The sequence below is a fragment of the Dolichospermum sp. UHCC 0259 genome (assembly GCF_009711935.1).
In the GTDB taxonomy this organism is placed as follows: Bacteria; Cyanobacteriota; Cyanobacteriia; order Cyanobacteriales; family Nostocaceae; genus Dolichospermum.
Window position 1 is genome coordinate 1 of record NZ_VIKX01000265.1, and the last position, 26,092, is coordinate 26,092.

The 26,092-nt window shown below is 37.9% G+C and carries 30 protein-coding genes; 16 read left to right on the forward strand and 14 right to left on the reverse strand.

Features of this window, described 5'->3' with window-relative positions; genetic code table 11:
* Window positions 1-43 precede the first annotated feature (43 nt).
* From FJR05_RS22270 to FJR05_RS22280, 3 genes are all read left to right on the forward strand, one after another.
* Complete coding sequence (locus tag FJR05_RS22270; RefSeq protein ID WP_168646128.1) at window positions 44-1,681, forward strand: ATP-binding protein; 1,638 nt, start codon at window positions 44-46, stop codon at window positions 1,679-1,681.
* The gene (locus FJR05_RS22275) at window positions 1,671-2,045 is read left to right on the forward strand and encodes a response regulator (protein WP_168646169.1); all 375 of its coding nucleotides are present in this window, start codon (window positions 1,671-1,673) and stop codon (window positions 2,043-2,045) included. The genes FJR05_RS22270 and FJR05_RS22275 overlap by 11 nt, the downstream gene beginning before the upstream one ends.
* Window positions 2,046-2,288: 243 nt before the next feature.
* Window positions 2,289-2,693, forward strand: a complete 405-nt coding sequence (locus tag FJR05_RS22280) for a PleD family two-component system response regulator (protein ID WP_168646129.1) — start codon at window positions 2,289-2,291, stop codon at window positions 2,691-2,693.
* 122 nt (window positions 2,694-2,815) lie between these two features.
* Here FJR05_RS22280 and FJR05_RS22285 read toward each other — a convergent pair whose 3' ends face one another.
* The 9 genes from FJR05_RS22285 to FJR05_RS22325 form a co-directional block, all read right to left on the reverse strand.
* Complete coding sequence (locus FJR05_RS22285) at window positions 2,816-4,204, reverse strand: ammonium transporter (RefSeq protein WP_168646130.1); 1,389 nt, start codon at window positions 4,202-4,204, stop codon at window positions 2,816-2,818.
* A 273-nt stretch (window positions 4,205-4,477) separates the two neighbouring features.
* On the reverse strand, window positions 4,478-4,741 hold the full coding sequence (locus FJR05_RS22290; protein ID WP_168646170.1) for a hypothetical protein: 264 nt from the start codon (window positions 4,739-4,741) through the stop codon (window positions 4,478-4,480).
* A gap of 99 nt (window positions 4,742-4,840) precedes the next feature.
* Window positions 4,841-5,614 carry an MBL fold metallo-hydrolase gene (locus tag FJR05_RS22295; RefSeq protein WP_168646131.1) on the reverse strand — a complete coding sequence of 258 codons (774 nt, stop codon included), beginning with the start codon at window positions 5,612-5,614 and terminating at the stop codon, window positions 4,841-4,843.
* 12 nt (window positions 5,615-5,626) lie between these two features.
* On the reverse strand, window positions 5,627-6,214 hold the full coding sequence (locus tag FJR05_RS22300; protein ID WP_168646132.1) for an aminodeoxychorismate/anthranilate synthase component II: 588 nt from the start codon (window positions 6,212-6,214) through the stop codon (window positions 5,627-5,629).
* A gap of 74 nt (window positions 6,215-6,288) precedes the next feature.
* On the reverse strand, window positions 6,289-6,744 hold the full coding sequence (locus FJR05_RS22305) for a diacylglycerol kinase family protein (protein ID WP_168646133.1): 456 nt from the start codon (window positions 6,742-6,744) through the stop codon (window positions 6,289-6,291).
* 138 nt (window positions 6,745-6,882) lie between these two features.
* Window positions 6,883-7,383, reverse strand: a complete 501-nt coding sequence (ybeY, locus tag FJR05_RS22310) for an rRNA maturation RNase YbeY (protein ID WP_168646134.1) — start codon at window positions 7,381-7,383, stop codon at window positions 6,883-6,885.
* Between the two features lie 13 nt (window positions 7,384-7,396).
* Window positions 7,397-7,552, reverse strand: coding sequence for a DUF3285 domain-containing protein (locus FJR05_RS22315; RefSeq protein ID WP_168646135.1), 156 nt, complete (start codon window positions 7,550-7,552; stop codon window positions 7,397-7,399).
* Between the two features lie 93 nt (window positions 7,553-7,645).
* Window positions 7,646-8,759, reverse strand: a protein-coding gene (gene prfB, locus FJR05_RS22320; RefSeq protein WP_168646136.1) for a peptide chain release factor 2 whose coding sequence is annotated in 2 segments (ribosomal slippage) — window positions 7,646-8,686 and window positions 8,688-8,759 — 1,113 coding nt in all. Because the reading frame shifts where the segments join, the coding sequence is not laid out codon by codon here.
* Window positions 8,760-8,896: 137 nt separating this feature from the next.
* Complete coding sequence (locus FJR05_RS22325; protein WP_168646137.1) at window positions 8,897-10,966, reverse strand: serine/threonine-protein kinase; 2,070 nt, start codon at window positions 10,964-10,966, stop codon at window positions 8,897-8,899.
* A 119-nt stretch (window positions 10,967-11,085) separates the two neighbouring features.
* Between FJR05_RS22325 and FJR05_RS22330 the strand changes: the two genes are divergently transcribed.
* The 8 genes from FJR05_RS22330 (at window position 11,086) to FJR05_RS22365 (ending at window position 16,902) form a co-directional block, all read left to right on the forward strand.
* Complete coding sequence (locus FJR05_RS22330) at window positions 11,086-11,787, forward strand: rhomboid family intramembrane serine protease (RefSeq protein ID WP_168646138.1); 702 nt, start codon at window positions 11,086-11,088, stop codon at window positions 11,785-11,787.
* 171 nt (window positions 11,788-11,958) lie between these two features.
* Window positions 11,959-12,873 carry a homoserine kinase gene (gene thrB / locus FJR05_RS22335; RefSeq protein ID WP_168646139.1) on the forward strand — a complete coding sequence of 305 codons (915 nt, stop codon included), beginning with the start codon at window positions 11,959-11,961 and terminating at the stop codon, window positions 12,871-12,873.
* Window positions 12,874-12,999: 126 nt separating this feature from the next.
* Complete coding sequence (locus FJR05_RS22340; RefSeq protein ID WP_168646140.1) at window positions 13,000-13,191, forward strand: hypothetical protein; 192 nt, start codon at window positions 13,000-13,002, stop codon at window positions 13,189-13,191.
* A gap of 119 nt (window positions 13,192-13,310) precedes the next feature.
* The gene (locus FJR05_RS22345; RefSeq protein WP_168646141.1) at window positions 13,311-13,541 is read left to right on the forward strand and encodes a DUF433 domain-containing protein; all 231 of its coding nucleotides are present in this window, start codon (window positions 13,311-13,313) and stop codon (window positions 13,539-13,541) included.
* On the forward strand, window positions 13,538-13,870 hold the full coding sequence (locus FJR05_RS22350; protein WP_168646142.1) for a DUF5615 family PIN-like protein: 333 nt from the start codon (window positions 13,538-13,540) through the stop codon (window positions 13,868-13,870). Before FJR05_RS22345 ends, FJR05_RS22350 begins: the two co-directional genes overlap by 4 nt.
* A 273-nt stretch (window positions 13,871-14,143) precedes the next feature.
* Entirely contained in the window at window positions 14,144-14,380 is a 237-nt protein-coding gene (locus FJR05_RS22355; RefSeq protein WP_168646143.1) for a hypothetical protein, read from the forward strand.
* A gap of 145 nt (window positions 14,381-14,525) precedes the next feature.
* Complete coding sequence (locus FJR05_RS22360) at window positions 14,526-15,038, forward strand: hypothetical protein (protein ID WP_174783822.1); 513 nt, start codon at window positions 14,526-14,528, stop codon at window positions 15,036-15,038.
* Between the two features lie 259 nt (window positions 15,039-15,297).
* Entirely contained in the window at window positions 15,298-16,902 is a 1,605-nt protein-coding gene (locus FJR05_RS22365) for an NAD(P)H-quinone oxidoreductase subunit 4 (protein WP_168646144.1), read from the forward strand.
* A gap of 86 nt (window positions 16,903-16,988) precedes the next feature.
* On the opposite strand, the gene FJR05_RS22370 is transcribed toward FJR05_RS22365, so the two are convergent.
* Window positions 16,989-17,357 carry a 2TM domain-containing protein gene (locus FJR05_RS22370; protein ID WP_168646145.1) on the reverse strand — a complete coding sequence of 123 codons (369 nt, stop codon included), beginning with the start codon at window positions 17,355-17,357 and terminating at the stop codon, window positions 16,989-16,991.
* A gap of 321 nt (window positions 17,358-17,678) precedes the next feature.
* On the opposite strand from FJR05_RS22370, the gene FJR05_RS22375 reads away from it, so the two are divergent.
* Window positions 17,679-17,924: a hypothetical protein gene (locus FJR05_RS22375; RefSeq protein ID WP_168646146.1), complete on the forward strand. Its 246-nt coding sequence runs from the start codon at window positions 17,679-17,681 to the stop codon at window positions 17,922-17,924.
* Between the two features lie 86 nt (window positions 17,925-18,010).
* Here the strand turns inward: FJR05_RS22375 and FJR05_RS22380 are convergent, their stop codons facing one another.
* From FJR05_RS22380 to FJR05_RS22395, 4 genes are read right to left on the reverse strand one after another with little or no spacing between them, the layout of a single operon-like run.
* The gene (locus FJR05_RS22380; protein WP_168646147.1) at window positions 18,011-18,763 is read right to left on the reverse strand and encodes a hypothetical protein; all 753 of its coding nucleotides are present in this window, start codon (window positions 18,761-18,763) and stop codon (window positions 18,011-18,013) included.
* Window positions 18,764-18,800: 37 nt separating this feature from the next.
* A complete protein-coding gene (locus tag FJR05_RS22385; RefSeq protein WP_254447019.1) occupies window positions 18,801-19,256 on the reverse strand; it encodes a DUF488 family protein in 456 nt (151 codons plus the stop codon).
* A complete protein-coding gene (locus FJR05_RS22390) occupies window positions 19,243-19,902 on the reverse strand; it encodes a DUF488 family protein (RefSeq protein ID WP_168646148.1) in 660 nt (219 codons plus the stop codon). The genes FJR05_RS22385 and FJR05_RS22390 overlap by 14 nt, the downstream gene beginning before the upstream one ends.
* A 6-nt stretch (window positions 19,903-19,908) precedes the next feature.
* Window positions 19,909-20,520: a hypothetical protein gene (locus FJR05_RS22395; protein WP_168646149.1), complete on the reverse strand. Its 612-nt coding sequence runs from the start codon at window positions 20,518-20,520 to the stop codon at window positions 19,909-19,911.
* 413 nt (window positions 20,521-20,933) lie between these two features.
* On the opposite strand from FJR05_RS22395, the gene purM reads away from it, so the two are divergent.
* From purM to FJR05_RS22415, 4 genes are all read left to right on the forward strand, one after another.
* Window positions 20,934-21,959 (forward strand): phosphoribosylformylglycinamidine cyclo-ligase, encoded by a 1,026-nt coding sequence (gene purM, locus FJR05_RS22400; protein ID WP_168646150.1) that lies wholly within the window; start codon window positions 20,934-20,936, stop codon window positions 21,957-21,959.
* A 241-nt stretch (window positions 21,960-22,200) separates the two neighbouring features.
* Entirely contained in the window at window positions 22,201-22,887 is a 687-nt protein-coding gene (locus FJR05_RS22405) for a PHP domain-containing protein (RefSeq protein WP_168646151.1), read from the forward strand.
* A 325-nt stretch (window positions 22,888-23,212) separates the two neighbouring features.
* Complete coding sequence (locus FJR05_RS22410) at window positions 23,213-24,487, forward strand: dihydroorotase (protein WP_168646152.1); 1,275 nt, start codon at window positions 23,213-23,215, stop codon at window positions 24,485-24,487.
* Between the two features lie 145 nt (window positions 24,488-24,632).
* Window positions 24,633-26,069 (forward strand): FAD-binding domain-containing protein, encoded by a 1,437-nt coding sequence (locus FJR05_RS22415; protein WP_168646153.1) that lies wholly within the window; start codon window positions 24,633-24,635, stop codon window positions 26,067-26,069.
* Window positions 26,070-26,092: the final 23 nt, after the last annotated feature.

The window sequence follows — 26,092 nt, forward strand, 5'->3', positions numbered from 1 at the left end:
CCTACTTCTACCTACCCTATAAACTCTCGAAAGTGGGGGGAGAGTGAAAAACTACCTTGGAGAAACAACAAAACCAGTTGCAATCGGTAGTATTATTATCGAAATTAGCGATCGCAAACGCCTAGAATTAGAGCGCGAAAAACTGATAGGGATTATAGATGCTACTTCCGATATGATTGCTACCGTTAGATTTGATACCCAAAAAACCGAATATGTTAACAAAGCTGGTCGTCGTCTCTTAGCTTTAGCCGATAATGCACCAGTTAATCACATTTCTATTGCGGATGTCCATCCCCAGTGGGCTTTAGAAATTGTTCAAAATCAGGGCATTCCCGCCGCAATCCGACATGGCGTTTGGGTGGGAGAAACAGCCTTTTTAAACCATGAAGGACGGGAAATACCTATTTCTCAAGTGCTGATTGCTCAAACTTTTGGCAGCAATCATACACAATATTTATCTACTATCGCTCGTGATATTACAGAACAAAAGAAAATTGAAGCCACTCTTAAAGAATCAAATCGTCGCTGGAACTCACTACTTGATAATGTTCAATTAATAGTAATTGGTTTAGATATTAATGGTAATGTGGATTATGTGAACCCTTTCTTTTTACAAATTACTGATTACACAGAAGCTGAAGTTTTAGAGAAAAACTGGTTTAATAATTTTTTACCCCCAAGTAAACAAGATTTATTAAAAAATCGTTTTGAAGAGGAAATAGAAAAGAACTTTTATCCTCACTATCAAAATCCCATTTTAACTAAATCAGGTGAAGAACGAATGATATCTTGGAGTAACACCCTATTGCGAGATGTACAAGGAAGAGCTATTGGTACTATTAGCATTGGCGAAGATATTACAGAACGGTATAAACTGGATCGCATGAAAGGTGAGTTTATTTCTATTGTCAGTCATGAATTGCGAACTCCTTTAACGTCTATGCAAGCGGGGTTAAGTTTACTCCACGACAAAATTATAGATCCCAATTCTCCAGAAGGTGAAGTTACTATTGAAATCGCTACAGAAGGTGTAGATCGCCTAGTTCGTTTAGTTAATGATATTCTTGATTTAGAAAGACTAGAATCAGGTAAAATTAGTCTCGAAAAATCTATTTTTAACACTGCTGACTTGATCAATAGTGCGATCGCTCAAATGCAAGATATGGCAATTCTAGCGGGTATCATCCTTCATTCTACACCTGCATCTTACCAAATTTATGCTGACCCAGATCGTCTATTACAACTATTAATTAATCTTCTCAGCAACGCTATTAAATTTTCTCCCCCAGGTGCAAATGTCTATTTAAAAGTAGAGGTAAAAAGCAGAGGAGCAGAGGAGCAGAGGAGCGGAGGAGTGGAGGAGCAGAGGAGAAAATTCTCTCCCAATCCCCAATCCCCAGTCCCCAGTCCCCAATCCCCAATCCCCAGTTCCCACTTACTTTTTACAGTCAAAGATCAGGGCAGAGGTATTCCTAGTAATAGTTTGGAAAGTGTTTTTGAACGTTTTCACCAAGTAAATGCTTCTGACTCCCGTGATAAAGGTGGAACTGGTTTAGGACTGGCTATTTGTCGTAATATTGTGGAACAGCATGGTGGTACTATTTGGGCAGAAAGTGTTTTAGGAGTGGGTAGCACTTTTTACTTTACTCTGCCAATTGAGGAGGTTAGGAATAGTGAATAAACGGGTTTTAATTATTGATGATGAGCCAGGTATTCGTCAGATTGTGCAGATTTCTCTGAAAGCTATTGCGGGCTGGGAAGTGTTGCTTGCATCTTCTGGGAAAGAAGGAATAATTATGGCTTTGGCAGAACTTCCCGATGCTATCCTGTTGGATGTGATGATGCCAGAAATGGATGGAATTTCTACATTTAAACAGATGCAGATAAATCCTGTATTACAATTTATACCCACTATTTTACTAACTGCTAAAGCTCAAAGCACTGAGAAGAATTTATTTACAGAACTTGCCATTACTGGAATTATTACGAAACCCTTCAAAGCCCCGGATTTAGTTAAGCAAATGCGATCGCTTCTCCACTGGTAACAAAAGAGAAGTAACAATAGAAAAACAAGTTCATAATTCAAAAAATTCTATATTTTGCATCTTTGCTACTGCTTTTTCCCTATCTAACTTAATTTCTATATTATTGATTTTAACCTCAATTTTAACAGACTTTACCTCCTGCCTCCTGCCCTCTGCCTCCTACTTTTTGCTGTATTCACAGATAATTCACAAATTTTGTTTAGCTTATAGCAGAAATAAACTTTATCTTTGGTAGCAGACAAAATGGACAAGATTCTAGTGGTTGAAAGTGAAATAGTTCTATTAGAGCTTTTAGCAGAGTCACTTGATTTACATGGATTTTGTACAATTACGGCAACATCATTAGACGAAGGATATGTTTTAGCTAAACAAGAAAAGCCTATGCTAATTTTATGTGGTTATTCAAGTAATTATCTCCATAGTTATGAAATTAGTTATGAAATTTACTGGACATTTATTACCAAACTGCGTCAAGATGTAGAAACAGCGAATATTCCATTGATTTTCATGGCTGGATCTGATTTAACAACAATTCCCAACGGGCAAAATTTCCTGACATCTGAAGACGTTTTACTGAAACCATTTAGCTCAAAGAATTTGCATGAAAAAATCTATTCTCGTTTGCATAAAATCTCAAATCCCCGGTAAAGAGAGGATTTTTGAGTATTTCAAGAAATTCAGGGGATAAAAGCGGGATGAAGATGATCCCACATTCCGCGCCCCAGAAAAAGACTTTTATGGCTTACGCCACGCTTCGCTATCAGCTAACCCTACTTATTAGATATCCGATCTGCAAACTCGGAGTTATAACCTTCTTCCCCATGTTCGTTGATATCCAAGCCTTGATCTTCAGTTTGATCTGGGACTCGTAAACCAACTGTAGCAGCAATAATTTTGAGAATGATCCAAGTTCCTACACCAGCAATGATATAGGCTAAAGCGATCGCTCCTAGTTCCACAAATAATTCACCGAAGTTACCGCGCAATACCCCATCTTTACCACCGCTATTCACTTCAGTTGTGGCAAAGATAGCTGTTAAAATCGCGCCGATAGTCCCACCCACACCGTGTACCGGATAGGTATCTAGGGCATCATCAACCCGCAATTTGTGCTTGAAACTGACCGCATAGAAGCAGACGACAGCGGTAATGAAACCGATTAAGATTGCGGCTACAGGAGTGACAAACCCTGCACCTGGGGTAATTCCCACTAAACCGGCGACTGCACCTGTGGCTGCGCCAACTGCGGTGGGTTTTCCTCGTAATGTAGCTTCTAAAATCAACCACATCAACGCTCCGGCTGCGGCTGATGTATTGGTAGAAACAAAGGCTACTGTGGCTACTGTGCCAGCGGATAAGGCACTACCAGCATTAAAGCCAAACCAACCAAACCACAGTAAGCCCGCACCTAACAATATAAAGGGGACGTTATGGGGAGGGCTAAGACGATCTGGATAGTTTTTTCGAGGCCCAAGGACAATTGCGGCTACCAGTGCCGAAATACCGGAACTAATATGCACGACTGTACCACCAGCAAAGTCGAGAGCGCCGATCCCACCGTATAAACCTAAGAATCCGCCCTTTGCCCAAACCATGTGAGCTAGGGGTGTGTAGATAAAGGTTGACCACAGGACTACAAATAGGCAATAGGCACGAAAACTCATGCGTTCAGCGATCGCTCCCGAAATTAAGGCTGGGGTGATAATTGCAAACATGGCTTGATAGATCATGAATGCTTGGTGCGGAATTGTCCCCGCATAGGAAACCACTTCCGTAGGGGCTGAACCTTGTAGATAACCTGTGGTTTCTACACCAACACCATTTAACCCTAGCCACTGTAAACCACCAATGAAGGGTAAACCAGGGGCAAAGGAAAGACTATAACCCCAAAGCACCCAGGTAACTCCCACAATCGCCATCAACACAAAACTCATCATTAATGTGTTGAGAATATTGTGCGATCGCACAAACCCACCATAAAAAAATGCTAATCCCGGTGTCATCAGCAATACCAGGGCTGATGAAATCAGCATAAATGCTGTATCACCTGTATTCAGATCAGATACAGCCGCTGAGGTTTCTGCCCAAGCATTTCCGGTTAACAACCCTATCAGTAAAAATAGAGTTAAACACCCAATGATAGTCAATTTTCTGAACACTTATTTTCGTCCCTCTGCGTCTACGATATTTGTCTTCATTCAATACAATTCGTAGTATTTGCTACTTCTTTCTGTCTTAAAAGCTACTCAACCTTTAATTTTCCAGTAAGCTTAACAAAAATCTTATGTTTTATGTGGGTTATATATACAAATTTATTCATTTTCTCATGCAATATCTACATATCGTCCTGATGCAGACAACAAGCAGGTACCAATTTTCTTCTTATGTACTTCTGTATTTCTTTCTTCTTCCTTCTTCCTTCTTCCTTCTTTTTACTCCTGACTCCTGACTCCTGACTCCTGACTCCTGACTCCTGACTCCAACTTAGGTATTTCCTGGGATGTTTCCACAGGTGTAATTACACTAGCATTACTGACATAATAGCCAAATATTTTATCATAATTAGAGGCAACTGCTAAAAATACCCCACCTAAAATATATATTGGTAACGGAACAGGAACAGAAAAACCTCGTAACCACTTAAAAAATTCCGCCAAAGCAAACAGAATAAAAAAACATATAAGCCAAACTCTCATCATCGTATCTGCTCCATACCAAGTCATCTTTTCACTTAATTTTAGTTGAAAATTTGTTGGGTTTCCTTGTGTTAACCCAACCTACAATCAATCAAGGAATCAAAACTTGTAACTCAAAAGTTGAACTTCCGTTTTTTCTGGCAAACTCTGAGAATTAACTAATACAGAATCATTGTTACTCCGGCGGACATTAATATTCACACTTTGCATCAAAGTCAGAAAATCATCTACTGGAGTAATGTCACACTTGCCACTTTCAGCCGCTTGAGTCCGATAATGGGTAGGAATAACTAACTTAGGATTTAAGACATCAATTGCCTGTTTTGCTTCTTGATGATTGTAAGCTTTATCACTGCCACCAACAGGAATAAATAATACATCAGGACGACCCATAAGAATTTTTTGTTCTAGGGTAATCGGTGCAGCAGCACCTCCTAAATGCAGCAGATTAATTCCGCCTTGATTCAATTTCCAGGCTATATTTTGCCCAAATTGTTTTCCACCCTTACGATCATGGTCTGTGGTAATTCCCTGAAATTTAACACCTTTAAACTCATAGACACCCGCTTGATAGACTAATTTGGGATTTCCTGGTAGTTGATCTATTGACCCTTCATCTAATAATTGACTGCTAATTAACACCAAATCTGCCTTAACATTTGGGGGACGATACTTAGCTGTACAGCCCAAATTGCTAAAGGGATTGATCAGAATTTTGACGTTACCATTGGTCAATAAAAAGCAGGTATGGCCTAACCACTGAATTGATACCCCACTAGATTGGGCATTTGCGGGAACTTGATCACCTAAATTAGTAACTATAGCCGTTACTAAACCTGCTCCAGCGTAGCCTATCAATTGTCGTCGTTTCATAAGAATACTGCCTTACAAAGTTCGCAAAAAATTTCTCAGTAATTCCTTACCCAAAGCAGTTAGGACACTCTCCGGATGAAATTGGACTCCTTGAATGTGAGGATATTGCCGATGTCTCACGCCCATAATTGTGCCATCTTCTACCCAAGCTGTAATTTCCAATACTTCTGGGCAAGTTTCGCGTTCAATAACTAAACTATGATATCTGGTAGCGGTTAAAGGATTTTCTAAACCTTGAAAAATTCCTATGCCTGTGTGCGAGACCAAAGAGGTTTTTCCGTGCATCAATTCTGGGGCGGAGACAATTTTACCACCGAAAACCTGACCAATACTTTGATGTCCTAAGCACACGCCTAAAATCGGTAGTTTATCTCCTAAGTGAGCGATCGCATTGAGGGAAACTCCCGCATCATCTGGACGACCAGGACCGGGGGAAATTACCACTGCATCGGGGTTTAATGCCCTAATCTCATTTACAGTAATTTTATCGTTTCGTACCACTTGCAGGTCATCGGCAACTGGGAAATCTACTGCTAATTCCCCCAAATATTGTACTAAATTATACGTAAAACTATCGTAGTTATCAATGACTAATATCACAATTTTTACCTAATTTTATTTAAAAATATCAAAGATGTTCCCTGAAAACGTCTCTACTATTCACAATCTACCATTTAAAAAATAGACAGAATTAATGTTGCTAAAGGAGGCAATATTAATGTAGAGGCAACTAATAATGCGACTAAAGCAGAAACAAGTACAGCACCAGCAGCACAGTCTTTAGCGACTTTTGCCAACTCATGATAAGACTGTTTGACCGTTAAATCTACAATTGACTCAATAGCAGTATTCACTAACTCTAAGGTCAAAACTAAACCGCTGGTAACAGCAATGATCGATATTTCTACTGTTTCTAACTGCAAAAATACACTTAATCCAATAGCCAAGGCGCAGACGGCTACATGAATCCGAAAATTCCTTTGAGTCTGAAAAGCGTAGGTAATTCCAGCCCAAGCATACTTAAAACTAACAAATAGATTAGAGGCAATCTGCCAGGAAAGTTCCCTATCTTTGGACACAAGCGTTGGTAAGCTATTATTGGTTGGTGATGATGAGACTTTTGGGGGCATAGAGAGAAGAATAGGGTATGTAAAAGAGTGAGATTTTACCGATTTTTATAACCAGATCAACTGTGAGGTAATTGTAGGCTATTTTAAATCAGCCACACTATAAGGTAATTACCAAAATTTGCAGTTGTCAAGATATATCTACAACTCTAAGTTAATAATAATACCTATTTTCTTTAGTAATACGACTTGCTCCTTTAACATTGCTATCAAACTCTCTTCGTCAGGATGATCCCAACCTAACAAGTGTAGTAAACCATGAGCCGTTAACCAAGCCAACTCTGTAGACAAACTATGTTCTTGCTGTTGTGCCTGACGTTTTGCTGTATCTATGGAAATAATAATATCACCTAAATACAAAGGCATAGAAACCAGCATTTCTTCGCTTTGTGGTAAATCTGCTTCTAGAGATGCAAAGGCTAACACATCTGTAGGTTTATCTTGTTGACGATATTGGGAATTAAGAGTTTGAATTTCTGTATCGGTTGTCAAACGCAAACTGATTTCATAACTAGGTGCAGTTGGCAAGTAATCCTCAAGAATTTCTAACCATTGCCAAAACCAGTTTTCCCAAGTTTCCGGAGGAATTGGGGAAGATTCATCAAAGCAATTTTCTAAATATAATTCAACCTGTAGCGGCACAAGTTTTCCTCACTTAGCGGGTAAGATATGCCAACCCGACGAGGACAGATAACAGTCCTACGGCAGTTAACGCAAAGTGTTTGAGGGAAGTGCCGCCTTTTCTGACCATGTTTCGCATAGCGAGTTTAACATAGCTGGGTTGAGGTTCTGTTCCAGGAGATTTGTCCATAATTAATTCATTATCATCTCTTTTCTTACTGTAACCTGTGTCAGGGAAATATAGCAAAGATCCCCGACTTCTCAAAGAAGTCGGGGATCTAAGTTAGGCATCAACTATCTGGTTTTCTTGCCGCAGATAGGCTTGAATAAACATATCCAGTTCACCATTCATAACATCGGTAATGGCTGTGGTTTCGATGTTGGTGCGGAGGTCTTTCACCATTTGGTAAGGATGAAATACATAGTTGCGGATTTGATTACCCCAGGAAGCTTCAACCATATCACCGCGAATTTCGGCAATTTCTTGGGCGCGTTGTTCTTTGGCAATAATTAATAATTTCGCTTTGAGACGGGCGAGCGCTTTTTCTTTGTTTTGCAGTTGGGAACGTTCTTCTGTACACCGGACTGCTAGACCTGTGGGGAGGTGAACTATGCGGACTGCTGTTTCTACTTTGTTGACGTTTTGTCCACCTTTACCGCCAGAACGGGTGGTGCTAATTTCTAAATCCTTCTCTGGTATGTCTAATTTGACGGTGTTATCTATTTGCGGCATGACTTCGATGCCGGCAAAGCTGGTTTGCCTTTTGCCGTTAGCATTGAAGGGAGAAATTCTCACGAGACGGTGAGTACCCATTTCGGAACGTAAGTAACCATAGGCATAACGTCCGGTAATTTCTAGGGTGGCGGATTTGATTCCGGCTTCGTCACCTTCTGATTCTTCGGCTAGGGCAACTTTGTAACCATGATCTTCTGCCCAACGGGTATACATCCGCATGAGCATAAATGCCCAGTCTTGTGCATCTGTCCCACCAGCACCGGCGTTAATTGTCAGGACTGCGCCTTTGTCATCGTAAGTGCCGGAAAGGAGTTGTTGTAGTTCCCATTGGTCTAGGTCATGATTGAGTTTGTTAATGGTAGATTCCGCTTCTTGCAATAGTGCTGTGTCGGTTTCTAGTTCCAATAGCTCAAGGACTGCTCTGGTATCATCTAAGTGAGAATGCCATTGATAATACTGATCTAAATGGGATTTTAGATCATTGAGTTCTTGTAGGGTGTTTTGTGCCTGGGTTTGATCTTCCCAAAATTCTGTTTGGGCGGAAATTTGTTCTAAGTCGTGAATTTTGGCTTTGAGTGCGGGTACGTCAAAGATAGTCCTGGGTTTTACCCAGGCGGCTAGACAATGTTTCGATTTCGCGTTTTAGTTCTAATACGTCCATAATTTTGACTCAAGTTAACAGAACTTGAGATTTCTCAAAAGATCATTTGTAATTTGTATTTTAGATTTTACCTGGATTTTGGTAAAGTTTCAGGTTTTTTTAAGGAGGAGGTAGGGGCGCAGGGCCTGCGCCCAAAATTAGAAGTTGGGGGGGAATTTTGGGGTGTTTTGGGCTTTGGTGCGGGCTTCTATGGCTTGTTGGTAGTCTGGTTTATATTCTATGGCTTTGTCGTAGGAGGCGATCGCCTGTTGGTATTGTTGCAAATTTAACAAGGCATTGCCTTTACTGTACCAACTTTCATAATGATTGGGTTGATAACGGATGGCTTTATTATAGGAGGCGATCGCTTCTTGATATTTTTGTAAATTGTATTGTGTGTTCCCTAAATTATACCATACTAAATAATCATTTCCCTTTAAACTAATAGCTTTTTTATAAGATTCTATTGCTTCTGGATAGCGTTTAACTTGATGTAATGCCCAACCTCGATTATACCAAGCTTGATATTGTTGAGGATTGATTTCAATCACTTGGCTAAAGGAATCAATTGCTTCTGGATATCTGCGTAATGTCATTAATATATTACTTCTTGATAACCAAGCTGCGGAGTTATTTGGATTATACTGCACTGTTTGATCATAAGCTTGTAAAGCCAATTCATAACGATTTAAATTAACTAAGCAATTACCCAAGTTGTACCAAGCTAATTCATGATCAGATTTTAATTCTACGGTTTTTTTGTAGGACGTAATTGCCTCTTCATATTGTTTAAGGTTTTGCAATGCTAATCCTTTTTTGTACCATAATTCATGATTATCAGATTGCAAATTAATCGCTTGTTCATAAGCTTTAATTGCATCATTATATTGATTTTTCTTGATAAGAATATCCCCTTTAAGTTGCCAAACTTGAGGGTCATCATTTTTGAGTTGTAAAGCTTTATCTACAGTAGCAATTGCTTCTGAATAACGTTGGAGTCTGACTAAAACAAAACCTCGATTAGTCCAAGCTTCTAAATAATTGGGTTGAATTTGAATGGCTTGATCATAAGCTTTTAAAGATTCTTGATATTTCTTTAATTGAAATAATGCTTTCCCTTGACCATATAAAGCTTGAGGATAATCAGGTTTGATATCTATGGCTTTTTCATAAGTTGCTAAGGCTTCTTCATAGCGTTGTAATTGAATGAGAGTATTACCCTGATTATATAATTCTATAGCATTTTCATTATTCAGGCGATTCAGCATAAATATTGCGCCGAAACTACCAATACCTAAAACAAATATTCCTAATAGGAATTTCCAGAATATCTTTTGGTTATTTTTGGGATTTTTTAATTGATTTGGTAAGGTAGCAGGGGAAATAATGATTGTTCCCGATGTGTTTTTATTTAATTCTTGTAAAGCTTGTAATGCTATTGTTGCGGAAGCAAAACGTTGACGAAAATCATAACAGATCATCTGATTTAAAAATTGGGCAAATTCTGGAGAGACGGTGGCAAATTTTTCCCAAATAATTTCATTTGTTTCCACATCTTTCTCTAATTGATCAGGTGATAATCCAGTTAAAGCTTGAATAGCAATAATCCCCAAAGCATAGATATCACTACTAAATTTTGGTGTTCCTTGTGCTTGTTCTCCAGGAGTATAACCGGGTGTGCCAATAGCCACAGTAGATTTAGTAATGTCTGGAGAATTTACCAATTTTGTCGTAATTTGTTTGACTGCACCAAAATCAATTAGAATTAGTTTATTATCTTGTTCTCGTCTGAGAATATTTCGAGGATTAACATCACGATGAATTACCTTTTGTTGATGGACAAAATCCAAAATTTCTAAAATTTCTTGTAAGAGAGAAATTACCTGATCTTGAGTAAAAATTACACCGGATTTTAATTCTTGACTGAGATCATTACCAATAATCAGTTCTTGAACCAGATAAAATTCGGCATTTTCTTCAAAGTAAGCTAAAAGTTGGGGAATGCGATCGTGATTTCCTAATTTGTATAAAACTTGAGCTTCTGTATCAAATAACCTCCTAGCTACTTCTAAAGTGGCAATATCCGTAGACTGAGGTTTGAGTTTCTTAACTACACACTGAGGAGAGCCTGGTAATTGAGTATCATTAGCAACATAAGTTTCACCAAATCCGCCACCTCCCAGGTAATTGGTGATTTGGTATCTGCCTACAAGGGTGTTTCCTAGCATTTCCTGAGCCTATTTGACTATTGTGTTACATTATGACAATATTGCCATACAAAAATGAGGAGATGGGGAAAAATATTAATTAGTAGTTAAAAATCAGTAACTCAAATGTTAAAATCAAGATGATTCCTATAGATGATAATATTCGCAGTTGGCAAAAGCCTATTATTAATTATTGGTTGATTGGGATTAATGTAGTCATATTTTTCTGGGAAATTACATTAAATTGGAGTAATGAATTAGGAAATTTAATTAATAATTGGGGAATTATTCCATCTCAAATAAATATTGCAATTGCTAACGCTTTTTTTTATAATTCTGCGGCTTGGGTAATTGTATTTTGGCGGCTACTTTCTTTACTTGTATCGCTGTTTCTGCACGGCAGTTTCAGCCAAATTTTAGGAAATATGCTGTTTTTATGGGTATTTGGAAAAACGGTAGAAAGTATTTTAGGACATAAACAATATTTACTCCTTTATTTAACTTCTGGCTTTTTTTGTGGCATTGTCCAAATTATTCTATCCTCCGATTTAACCATTCCTATTATTGGTGCTAATGGAGCGATCGCATCTATTTTAGGTGCATATCTGATCAAGTTTCCCCAGGCAAAGATATATTCGGTTTTGACTTTATTGGTTTTGTATATCCCTGTAGAAGTACCAGCTATTTTGTATTTATTTTGGTGGTTTATCCAGCAGTCATTTTATGGTATAGGGAGTTTAAATATGGCGGGTGGTAGTTCCTTCTCTAGCGTTAGTTATTGGGGACAAATTGCAGCTTTAGTGACAGGTGCAGCTTTTATGAAAATCAGACAAAGGCTTTAAGTTATTATGATTTGTATGTAAGACTGCACAGAATCATCAAATCCATCAATTCATCCGAATTTATCTGCGTTTATCTGCGTTTAATAATTCTTGATATCTTATTCCATATCTTAAATTTCGTATAAGGAAGTAAAATGGGGTAGTTCATATTGGAATTGTCAATTAACTTCAATGTCTGTAGTTTCTAGCATTACTGTGAAAGTTCCCGCGACGACGGCGAATTTGGGACCAGGATTTGATTGTATAGGTGCAGCTTTAAAGCTGTATAACGAATTTAAGTTTACTATTCTTGATGCAGATGAGTTAATTATTCAAGTTTCCGGTTTAGAAGCAGCAAAGGTACAAACTGATGAGACTAATCTTTTGTATCAGGCGTTTATAAATTTATATAAACATATAGAGAAAACACCACCAGCGGTGAAAATAGAAATTAAGTTGGGTGTACCTTTAGCGCGAGGTTTGGGTAGTTCTGCGACTGCTATTGTTGGGGGGTTAGTTGCTGCCAATGAGTTAGCTGGTTCGCCGTTGTCTGAGTTACAGGTGATGGAATTAGCGATCGCAATGGAAGGACATCCTGATAATGTAGTACCAGCGTTATTAGGTGGCTGTCGTCTGGCTGCTACCAGCAAAAAAGGTTGGGAAATTTGCGATATTCTCTGGCATCGAGATATAGTTCCAGTGGTAGCAATTCCTAATTTTGAGCTATCAACCGCCGAAGCACGAAAGGTTGTCCCTACAGAAGTCAGTCGTGCTGATGCAATTTTCAATATTTCTCATTTGGGTTTATTATTGCGGGGTTTAGCCACGAATCGGGAAGAATGGTTAACAGCCGCTTTGCAAGATAAATTACATCAACCCTATCGCCAATCCTTAATTCCTGGTTATGATGCGGTTCAGGCGGCGGCTGTGGCTGCTGGTGCGTATGGCATGGTAATTAGTGGCGCAGGCCCCACACTTTTAGCTTTAGTAGATACAAATTGTGCAAAATTGGTAGAAACAGCAATGGCAAATGCCTGGACGACAATGGGTATGAACTCAATTGTGCGATCGCTCCCCCTAGATCCGCAAGGGGCGGTAATTTTGTAATAAGAAAAGGGCGTTACTGATTTCGGGTATGATTTCGATTTATTAGCGATAGCGAAGCGCTCCGTAGGAATCGCTAAACTACTAAATGACAAGTATTTCAGATTATTAGATTTTTATTTTCATACCTTGATTCAGAAACGCCTTCTTTTAATTATTGATGATTTGAGTGATGAACAAAAGGACATAATGACTAATGTAATTCGAGCATTTAAACTTGAGAATGGTGAGAGTATAGAGTTTATTTCTTATATTGTCAGACTTGAACAGCCTATTCATATTTCAAATGCTGATGCCGAATATGCTTTATCAGTTCAGTAATAAAAAATACTGCGATCGCCGCCTTTGTAGATTAGATTGACAAAAGAAAACTCAACAAATAAAGGCTTCTACCCCTAAAATAGAAACAAACGAGTAAATTTAATTTTCTCCGATTAATTATGAACTACCGAGATTACATCACGATTGAAGCAAATAAACGCGGTGGTAAGCCTTGCGTGCGGGGTTTGCGGATAACTGTTTATGAAGTGCTTGAGTACCTAGCTTCTGATATGACAGAAGCAGAGATACTTGAAGACTTTCCTGATCTAACGCGGGAAGATTTTAAAGCCTGTATCGCTTATGCGGCTGACCGGGAGCGTCGGTTTATGACTGTGCCAATATCCGCATGAAATTACTTTTTGATGAAAATCTCTCTCCCAAATTGCCACTCCGTTTGACTGACCTTTTTCCAAATTCCCTCCACGTTCGAGATGTTGACATGAAATCAACTATCGATCCAATAGTTTGGGATTATGCAAAGTCCAATGATTTGATGATTGTCTCAAAAGACGCGGATATGCACGACCTCAGCTTAGTATTTGGGAATCCACCCAAAGTTATTTGGATTCGGCTTGGCAACTGTTCGACTTTACAGGTTGAAAATTTACTGCGTTGGAATTTTGATGCGATCGCATTATTCTACCACGACAAGTATTTATCACTGCTGTCCTTACCATAAAACTCTGGTTGATTCCTACGGATCGCTTCACTATCCCACTAATAACAATTAAATTAGTCAGGAGAAGACTAAAATTAGAATTATGGGTAAAAATCAGGAAACCCGCAAAAAACTAAAAGGACAACATCAAGCCTGAGAATAACATCTCGAAAAAATTGCTAAAGAAAAGGAGAAACCAACAGAAGGACAAGATCAAGGTTTAATTGCCCATTGGGAGAAAACAGTGGCAAATTGTCGCCAAAATATTGCGAAATTAGAAAGGAGATTAAGTAAATGATAGAACTTTATAAAAATCCTTATGAACGATTAGAAATATTTCTGAATGAATATCAACCCCAGCTAGAAAAAGCAATTCAAGCAATTCAAGCCATCAAACATACTGATCCTAATTCTGAAGAATTTTCCCAAGCACTTGCTGATCTTTATGCTTGTTTCACAGTCCTTGAACCCTATTCAGAAGGCATGGTAGAGGCAATTGATCAATTCACCGAAGATAGACCAGATGATTGAAAATTGAAGGATTAGTATATTCTAAATTTTAGATTTTGGATTGGTAATTTGGTTGATCAATAGCAATTACCAATTACCAATTACCCATCACCAATTACCAATTACCAATTACCAATTACCAATTACCCATCACCAATCATCATATATGGAAAAAATCCAGTCAGAAATAGCAGCACTGAAATCTCAAATCCAATCACTCCAACAAGAACGCGCTGCACTGACTAATCATCATGTAGAATCCGGTGAAAACGACTCACCCCTAGCCATAGTTGAAGCTTACCGCCGTCAAGCCAGAGAAAACGTCCAACTGTCTGCCGAACTTAAAGGCATAGACGATGCCATATATTACCTAGAAAAGCAAATACAACAAAGAAAAGCCCATCTTAATCGGTATTTGCCAATGTCTATCCGCATCTCCCAACAACAAGAACAGCTAGAAGAAGCCAAAAAAATTGCTCAAATTCATGCCGAACGAGTTAATGAACTAGCTGGGGAACTAGCCAAAGAAATTAAACTCCTCAAAACCTGCGCCGATGAACTTAGTCCCATGTATTGGCAAGTTTACTACAAACCTTTCATTACAGGCTTTAAGACCATTTCCGTCCCTTTCGTCAGATCAGATGGAGATGTATGGATGATTGTCAACCGTATCGTTTAAGAAACAGAGATAACTTTGATAAAAATTCAATTTATCCTTAAGCTGCCCATTATAAATACAAACAGCGATATTAGTCGCTGTTTTTTTTGTTGACGTTGCAAAAATTTACATTTAGAATAGACTCGCAGACTAATTTAGTAAGTATTTATTACTATCTGTCCTTCAAATTGGAAATCTTCATAAGAAATCGTTTACAGACGTAACGATTCCTTAATATAATGTAAACAAAAGCAAAACCAAAAATATATTGTCAACAGTGATGAATGCCATAGAAATTCCTTGGTTATCAGCCATAATTTTCCTGCCCTTAGTGGCAGCCCTTGTAATTCCTCTTATTCCCGATAAAGAGGGTAAAACGGTCCGCTGGTACGGTTTGGGAGTGGCATTATTAGACTTTGTACTCATGATTTTTGCCCTTTGGCAGAATTACGACTTTCAAAGTTCCGCCCTACAAATGACAGAAAGCTATCCTTGGATACCCCAAATTGGCTTTAACTGGTCTCTAGGCATTGATGGTTTATCAATGCCCCTGATACTTCTCACAGGCTTTATTAACACACTCGCAGTATTCGCGGCTTGGAAAGTAACCAACAAGCCGCGTTTATTTTATGCGTTGATGTTAATAATGTACAGCGCCCAATTAGGGGTATTTCTCGCCCAAGACCTGTTAATGTTCTTCCTAATGTGGGAAATCGAGTTAGTACCCGTTTACTTGCTAATTGCCATCTGGGGAGGAGCAAACCGCCGTTACGCAGCTACCAAATTTATTATCTATACCGCCGCAGCATCTATATTTATACTGATAGCTGGTTTTGCAATGGCTTTCCATGGTGATAACTTCACCTTCAACATGACCGAATTGGGAATGAAAGAATATCCCAAAACCCTAGAATTAGCCCTATATGCAGGTTTCTTAATCGCTTACGGTGTCAAACTCCCCATCTTCCCTTTACACACATGGTTGCCTGATGCTCATGGTGAAGCATCCGCACCCGGTTCAATGATATTAGCAGGCGTATTGTTAAAGATGGGTGGTTATGCCCTAATTCGCTTCAACGTAGAAATGTTAACTGATGCTCATGTTACCTTTGCGCCAGTTTTAGCGATTTTAGGTGTAGTTAATATTGTTTACGGTGCTTGTTGTGCCTTCGCTCAAACCAATCTCAAACGCCGTTTGGCTTACTCTTCAATTGCCCACATGGGGTTTGTGTTAATTGGCATTGCATCTTATACAGAAATCGGTATCAGCGGTGCTGTATTACAAATGGTTTCTCACGGTTTAATTGCTGCTAGTTTATTCTTCCTCTCAGGTGTAACCTACGAACGTACTCACACCTTGATAATGGATAAAATGGGCGGTATAGCTAAAGTAATGCCCAGAACTTTTGCTCTCTTTACTATGGGTTCAATGGCCTCTCTGGCTTTACCAGGTATGAGTGGTTTTGTCGGTGAATTGATGGTGTTCTTAGGTTTTGCTACCAGCGATGTTTACAGTTCCAGCTTCAAAATTGTAGTCATCTTTTTATCAGCAGTTGGCGTGATTTTGACACCCATTTATTTACTTTCCATGCTGCGTCAAGTTTTCTACGGTAATCAACACAAAGACTTACATTTAGATGCTGTAGTTCTTGATATTAAGCCCCGTGAATTGTTTATCACTGCTTGCTTATTAGTTCCCATCATCGGTATTGGTTTTTATCCTAAGATGATCACACAAACCTATGATGTCAAAACAGTGGAAGTTGCGGCTCATGCTCGTCAAGTTTTACCAGTTGTTGCGAGTCAACAACCTAGAAACTTATACTCGCAAATTTTCACCTCACCAACATTAGCTAGTTCCACAATAGTGAATATAGTTGAGTAATTATCAAGCCCAGAAGAGCGCTCTAGTAAATCTTAAATTAAAAGGGGATAAGATACCCGATTTCTTGCAGAAGTCGGGTATCTATTTTAGGTATTACTAATATAAACCTTCATTCCATGCAGTAATAAACCTAATCCCCATCCTAACATAGGATAAATTGCCCAAAAATATCCAGGGCTTACCACCAGATTTAATATCACTAAAAAACCATTAATTGCCAAAAAAGTAAATAGGTGAGATTTGAAACCTTTCCGTTGTTGACTATTAGACATTTGCTCTTTTTTTACTTCTACATTATTTTTTAACCATTTTTGTTCCGCCGCTTGTAGCGATTCTAAAGAAACACCTAATTCTGAGGCTATTTCTATAATTTGTTCTCTTGTATATTCTCCCTTTTGCTTTTGTCTAAAAGCTACTTCGAGAATCTGCTGCATTTCCTCTGAGTTGTAAGTCATTATCAATACCTAAAATGGTAAAAAATACTTTTGAGAGTTACTTTTGAAACGGTAGCTACACAGTCATTAAAAATACATTTGTTGGTTGTTATCAACTGCTTAGAAACACATTTTATCTCTGAAAAATAATTGATATCGTAATTAACAGCACAAATATAGATGAAATTAAAATTCACTAATAAATCATTCCTCAGATAGTGTTTTTTAATCTATTTCTGAGAAATAATGAAGTGTAAGATACTGTAATTATGATTTTATTTCTAATTTTAGCAAGTATAAAATATTCACAAATTAAAAATATTATCAGAAGTAAATATATTTATGAACTTATTCATCCAAGAGTTGCCAGAACCAGAAATTTCTCCCAATAGAATTCAAGAAAATCCATCATCAGGTACAGATTCACTAATTGCTTATGGGTTAGAAAAAGAGCAATACATTGGCATTATTGCCCTAGTAATAGCTTTGATTGCTGCTGTAGGATTTTTTAGTCGTAGAGTTGAATATGCTATTTTCGTAGCTCTTTTTCTCAGTGCCTTTTTGATCAGTTTGTTTTTATTTTTATAACCCAAACGAAATTTTAATGCTGAGAAAATACACCCTCTAAAAGCGATTGCTTGAATTGGAGAAGTTTGTGAATATATAAAATTCACTTATTTCCATCCTAAACGTTTAGCAACATCTGTAACATTAAGAACAGATGCCACTAATTTATAACAAAATATTTCCTCACTTTGAAATGAAGGTTGAAAAGGTTCACTTAAACTAATTGTCAATCTAAATTTATCAGGTTCAAAATTCTCCAAGTTGAGTTTTTCGATTACCTCTTTACAGGAATACATTCCTTCTTCTAAAAAATCAAGTTTATCTATCCAAATTGGATCTGTAATTGGTAAATCATAAAAATGATTACATAAATAAAAAAGACATCTGCAAGTTTTCTTGTTTGAAGAATTATATTTAACTTGCCATTTTAATTCTTCTGGATTTATCATTGTCAATGAAGATTTAATCGGGGATATTTGTAAATCTTCATAACGGATACGTTTCTCAAAATTACCTAATAATTTAGGTTCAGAAGAATTTTTCTCAATTCCTGGTTTAATTAATGTTCGTACTTGTTCTAAAGTAGCTTGTCCTAAAATCTGCCATTTATAACTATAATGAATCAGATAATTTTCTGGCTGATAACATTTTGGTTCATGTCTAATTATAGGAATTTTAACAACATCAAATAATTGGACTTCTCTACCATTCCTATCCTTGTAATGTTCTGGATATAGAGTTCCATCTTTTTTGTTAGAAACTGGCCGCAACCACCCTGTACCATCGGTTTTCATACCTGCAAGACAAATTCCGCCATGCTTAGTAGATTTAGCAAGACAAATAATATCAAACGTCAGCATTGTTAAACTTTAATTAGCACCTTAAATGATATTATACTTAAAGATGATGAATTTTGATATTTTTTTCTAGGTTAATTTGCAAATATTCAGCTACTAACCGACGATGACAATTATGGGGTTTTAACTCACTACACAATAAACAACTTTTATCTATGATATCTATAGATAATTTCTTTTCAATTTGTCGCTGTGTAATCAGATGATTAAATTTCTGTTCATAGCTATCCCAAGTTATTTCTTTCTTTTTATAAGCATCTAGAATATCTTTTGTGGGAGCTAAATCAAGAATATGGATATATTCAATACCGCCAATTTTCTGGAGAAAGTATTGTAAATCTGGCTTTTTTGCAAATCCCGCAAGTTGGGAAACATTATTTAATCGAGTATCAATAACTCGCTTTACACCTGCTTTTATTAAAGTCTCAAAAAACTGCTCGGCTTTTTTCTGGGTAAAGCCAATAGTAAATAAATTAATTTGTTCATTCATCATCATTATCTGTGATTTCTGTATAAGCTACTTTTTCACTTTGTAATTGATAGGCTTTTTCTACTAACTCGGCACGGGAAAGGGGTTTTTCTAGAATTTGTATAGGTTGTAAATCAAATAGAGAAAGCTGTTTAACAGGATTTTGCAAATCAGCCAAAACTTTATATAAATTATTTTGTTTTAATACCCTATTTTCTAAATCTTCATTTGTTTCTAAATCTCCATTTTTATGAATATGCTGAATTTCCAAACCAGCATTTTTCAAATGTGGACAAATCAAAATAGCTCGATGACAAACAATAGGATCTTGTTCAGCACACATTAAACTAATTTGATATTTTTCTGAACCTTGAATTAGACGATTTAACCCAATTTTAAAAGCCTCTGTTGCGGCAATTAAATCATAACGAGCCATACCATCTACATAACAGTTTCTATCACGGGGACGAGCGCCTAAGTTATCTCCCAGGGGAACATAAGCGATATTTGCGGTTTTCAAAGCTGCTTTTAATACTGATTGATTAAACTGAGGAAATCGGCGACTATAGGGACTAGAACGCACGTCAGCTAAGGCTGTTACTTGATGTTGTTGTAACAGTTCTATAAATGTTTCAATTGTATGATTGGAATGACCAATAGTGAATGTTTTCATAATGTGTTATCCAGAAATAATACTTATAATTATTGTCACAAGTGTTGATAAATCTTCTGGAACTCGATAGCGTTTCTGATCTTGAATTATTTGACGATTTGTGCGATTATAAATTCCAAAACGCCAATCTTCACCAGTTGTAACTGCTCCATAAATAAGATCGGAAGTAGATTTTGTCCATTCATCAAGTGCAATTAATTCAACAGCAAGTTGAGTAAATCCTCTGACTAAGTCTGATTGTTTAGCTTCAATAACTAAGAGATTTTGAGGTGCTGCAATATAATAATCTAGAGTTCCTTTTAAATAATCATTGACTGCAATTGAATATTCTATATTAAGTCGCTGATTAGTTAAATCGCATACCTCAAACAAAATTGGACTTATTAAAGCCTCCCGTCTAGCAGTTTCATTCACTAAATCTATGTGAGATAAATTTCGCTGAATCTGGTGCTGTAAAAACTGTAAGTTTAAAGTTTCTGAAGATTCAGGTAATATTAAATCTTGCCTTTCAATCGTGCAGTTTAATTCTGCTAAGATATCATCAATGGTAAAGGATAATTCAAAATATCGGCTAAAAGTATAGGATTCACCGGGTTTGAGAATACGACGGGAACTCATAAGCAACCTAAGTTAAATTGAGATAAGTCTATTTTACAGAAAATCCTTATAATTAATTTAGTATAAGTAGGTTGACCGAAAAAAATCATAGCTTGAAGACTTACATTCATAATCATTGTCTGATAGCGTAGTTATATCAGGATTTAAGGATTTACAGGATGTATTTCAGACTAGCTCTTTGAAGGTGTGTTAGTTTTCTATGTTCTTTGAGCTATAATCTGTTCACACTGTCATGTGAAACGGTTTCTAATAGTCATCTTATTTACGCCGCAGTGTACTAGTACCTCAACCCAACCTACAAATCAAGACTTTTTCGGTTTGGACAAGGTATTGCTGATCAGAAGAGGTTTTAGAAGCTAAATTGTGTGATAATAATAACCTGAAGTTATGAATTAATAACGGTGTAGTTAGGCATGGATTATCGGGATGCAGGCGTTGATGTTGAAGCAGGTAGAGCTTTTGTAGATCAAATTCGCAATTTGGTTCACAGCACCTTTAGAAAAGAGGTTTTGGGGGGACTGGGTGGCTTTGGTGGTTGTTTTCAACTCCCCACAGGTTACAAAGAACCGGTTTTGGTTTCGGGGACAGATGGTGTGGGGACAAAGCTGAAAATAGCTCAAATTCTCAACCGTCATGATACCGTAGGCATAGATTTGGTGGGGATGTGCGTTAATGATGTGTTGACATCGGGTGCAGAACCGCTGTTTTTTCTAGATTATGTGGCTACAGGTAAGTTAGATAAGGAACAATTAACTCAGGTGGTAGCGGGGATAGCTAATGGTTGTAAATTAGCGGGTTCAGCTTTACTGGGGGGAGAAACGGCGGAAATGCCCGGTTTTTATCAAGTTGGTGAATACGACTTGGCTGGTTTTTGTGTGGGAATTGTGGAAAAAAGCCGAATGTTAGATGGTTCTCAGGTGCAGGTGGGAGACGTAGCTATAGGTCTAGCTAGTTCAGGTGTCCATAGTAATGGGTTGAGTTTGGTGAGAAAAATTGTCAGTGATGGTGGTTTTGCTTGGACTGATACCCCAGATTTATTAAATGGTGTATCTATTGGGGAAACTTTTCTCACGCCTACACGCATTTATGTGAAATCTGTTTTAGCTGCGTTGCAATCAGGTTTAGAAGTTCATGGAATGGCTCACATTACTGGGGGCGGTTTACCAGAAAATTTACCAAGATGTTTAAGTAATGGTCAAGGGATGAAAATGATCCCTGATAGTTGGACTATTCCTTCTGTATTCCATTGGTTAGCTGCGGCTGGTTCTGTAGGTGCTGAGGCTATGTATAATACATTCAATATGGGTATTGGCTTTGTGTTATTAGTTCCACCTCAGCAAGCAGAACAGGTAATTACTCATTTTCAATCTCAGGATATCTCTGCTAATGTAATTGGTGAGGTGATCAATGGAGCAGGTGAATTGAGAGGTTTGTGGTAACAATGGCGGTAAACAGATAGAAACTATACGCAAAATTTATATTCTCTTGATGGAAGTAATCAAAAATACTCATCGCCATCAGCGTTAATATTTGCTAACGTAGTCTTAACATATTGCAAAAATCAATTGGTGCAGTTGAGGAAGTATCTGTATTTACGGGTTAGTGGTATTGGTTATATCTCGTTTATAAGTGTGGCGTGTTGGTGTTTTGAGAAGAATGTAATTTTTGTGTAGAGGGGTTATGGTTATAAATTTTGCCCGGACTACTGTTTCTAAGGAACTACTAAAGCAAGTATTCCAACGCATTGATGCACAAAGTTGTCCTCAGTTATTTAATTTTCATATGCACACGGTTCACTCGGATGGCAAACTAGAACCGGGTGATTTGATGGATCAAGCGATCGCAATTGGTTTAAAAGGTCTAGCTATCACTGATCATCATAGTATTAGTGGCTACCAAGCAGCCCTGGTTTGGTTAGAAGATTGGAAATGGCGTAATCCTGATGCTCATACTCCATATCTATGGAGTGGTGTAGAAATTAATGCCAATCTGCTGGATAATGAAGTTCACATTCTGGCTTATGCTTTTGAGTCAGAACATCCCAGTATGCAGCCATATTTACAAAAAATTCCGAGTACAGGCAAGCCTTATCAAGCAGTTAACGTTATTAAAGCTGTTCATGAAGCGGGAGGATTAGCTGTACTTGCTCACCCAGCCCGGTATAGGCGATCGCATTTTGACCTGATTCCTGCGGCTGCGGGTGATGGTATTGATGGGGTTGAGACTTTCTACGCTTACAATAACCCTAAACCTTGGAAACCTAGTGTGGTAGAAACTGAGGAAGTTCAACAATTAGCGGAAAAATTTAATTTATTTAGCACCTGTGGTACTGATTCGCATGGCTTGAATTTGCTGCAAAGATTGTAAATCTGTATTTACCTCTTATAACCTCCTGGTTTAGGGAGTAGGGGAGTAGGGGAGTAGAGGGAGTAGGGGGAGTAGAGGGAGTAGAGGGAGTAGGGGGAGTAGGGGAGTAGAGGGAGTAGAGGGAGTGAGAAAGAATTTTTCCAATGACTAATGACCAATTACCAATGACTAATGACCAATTACCAATGACTAATGACCAATTACCAATGACCAATGACCAATTACCAATGACCAATGACCAATGACCAATGACCAATGACCAATGACCAATGACCAATGACTAATGACCAATGACTAATGACTAATGACCAATGACTAATGACCAATGACTAAAGAACTATTAAAACAAGTAAGAGTAATTGATCCTGTCCAAAAAACTGACACTGTAGCAGATGTATTAATTATTGATGGTTATATCCAAACTGTTGCCCCACAAATTAGAGATTTTAGTGACGATACCTCTATTCGTGATTGTCAAGGCTTAATTCTTGGGTCGGGATTAGTTGATTTATATAGTCATTCCGGCGAACCTGGATTTGAAGAACGAGAAACTTTAAGTTCTTTCTTACAGGCGGCCGAAGCGGGTGGTTTTACTAGAGTGGGTGTTTTACCAGATACATCACCACCCATTGATAAACCTGCTTTAGTGGCGCAGTTACAGCAACAGAGAGATAGAGGCAAAGCTTCTCCCCATTTGCATATCTGGGGGGCAATTACCTTAGATATAGCAGGTAAACAATTAACGGAGTTGGCAGATTTAGCTACAGCGGGGGTTGTGGGTTTTACTGATGCTAAACCTTGGGACAATTTGGGGATAGTCAGACGGGTTTTGGAGTATCTTCAACCCTTTGGCAAACCTGTGGCTTTTTGGCCTTGCGATCGCCATTTGGCAGCTAATGGTAGAATCAGAGACGGTGCAGAAGCCTTGCGAATAGGCTTATCTCCCATTCCAGTTAGTGCGGAAACAACGGCAATTGCCGCATTATTAGAATTAGTCGCGGATATTGGTACACCAGTCCATATCATGCGTGTTTCTACTGCTCGTGGTGTAGAATTAATTGCTCAAGCCAAGGCTCAAGGTTTGCCCATTACCGCTAGTACCACCTGGATGCACGTTTTACTGGATACAACAGCTATCAGAAATTATCACACATCTTTGCATTTAGATCCGCCCTTGGGAAATCACCAAGATATGTTATGCTTGCGGGATGCTGTACGAACTGGGATCATAGATGCGATCGCTATTGATCATGCACCTTATACTTATGAAGAAAAAGTCCAAGCCTTTGGAGAGTCACCACCAGGGGCAATTGGTTTAGAATTAGCATTACCCCTACTTTGGCAAAATCTTGTCACCACTGGGGAATTTACAGCTTTAGAATTATGGCGCGTTTTGAGTCATCAACCAGCAGCTTGTTTACAACAGGAAATTAAAGCAATTCAACCCGGTGAAAAAGCCGAATTAACTTTATTTAATCCGCTGCAAACTTGGAATGTAAACAAAGCAAATCTCCAGACACTTGCTTATAATACTCCTTGGTTTGGACAAGAAGTTACAGGTCGGGTTGTGCAAGTTTGGTGTGACACTAATTTAAAATGAAGCTGGGTGAAGTAAGATTTTAAGAATAATTGAACGCAGATGAACGCAGATGAACGCGGATAAATACAGATGATAATTATTCTGGGCAGCTTTGCACAAAATTGGTATACTATAATTTAGTACATCAGAACTATATTAATATTCAATGTCTGATTTAATTCTATTTTGGCATCGTCGAGATCTACGCATTTCTGATCATACAGGACTAGCTGCGGCTAGAGAAAAAAGTGCGAAGATTGTAGGTGTATTTTGTCTAGATCCCCAAATTCTCGAAAGTGATAATATTGCCCCCGTTAGGGTAAAGTATATGATTGGCTGTTTGCAATCTCTTCAGGAAAGATATCAGCAAGCAGGTAGTCAATTATTAATTTTACAAAATGATCCGGTGATTGCAATTCCCAAATTAGCAACAGCATTAAAAGCAAAAGCCGTATTTTGGAATTGGGATGTTGAACCCTATTCCCAAACACGAGATTTAGCAGTAATTGAAGCTTTGAAAAATCAAGGAATTGAATTTCTTAACGACAATTGGGATCAGTTATTACATTCACCAACGGAAATTTTTAGTGGTGCGAAAACTCCCTATACTGTTTATACTCCTTTCTGGAAAAATTGGATTACTAAACCTAAAGCTAAACCAGTTAAAACTTTAGCAAATCTGGAAAATTTAACAGCAGAAGAACAAGAAATTTCTCAACTCACAGGAACTATTAATTTACCTTCTGCCGCAGATTTAGGTTTTATTTGGGATGCAGAATTAATAATTTCTCCAGGAGAATTAGCAGCACAAGAAAAATTAGATAATTTTGCTAAATCTGCTATTAATGAATATCAAGAACAGCGGAATTTCCCCGCAATTGATGGTACATCTCAATTAAGTGCTGCTTTGAAATTTGGTGTTATTGGCATTAGAAATATTTGGCAAGCTACAATAGAAGCCTTAGCAAATAGTAACAGTGAAGAAGTAAATGCCAGTATCCAAACATGGCAAAAGGAATTAGCATGGCGGGAATTTTATCAACACGCTATGTACCATTTTCCAGAACTAGCTAAGGGTGCATATAGAGACACTTTTAAAACATTCCCTTGGCAAAATAACGAAAAGTATTTTCAAGCTTGGTGTGAAGGGAAAACAGGTTATCCTATAGTAGATGCCGCCATGCGGCAATTAAATGAAACCGGCTGGATGCACAACAGATGTAGAATGATTGTTGCCAGTTTTTTGACTAAAGATTTAATTATTAATCCCCAATGGGGAGAAAAATATTTTATGCAGAAACTCATTGATGGTGATTTATCTGCTAATAATGGAGGCTGGCAATGGAGTGCTTCTAGTGGTATGGACCCTCAACCATTACGGATTTTTAACCCTGCCAGTCAAACCCAAAAATTTGATGCCGAAGCGGAATATATTCGTCAGTGGATACCTGAATTGCGTTATGTATCTCCAGAATATTTGGTAACTGGGAAAATTCCCCCGTTAGATTACTACGGAACAAATTACCCCCAGCCAATTGTTGATCATAAACGACAGCAAGCTTTGTTTAAGCAATTATATCAACAACAAAAGACTATTGGTTAAAATTAACAAATCCTCAATACTAA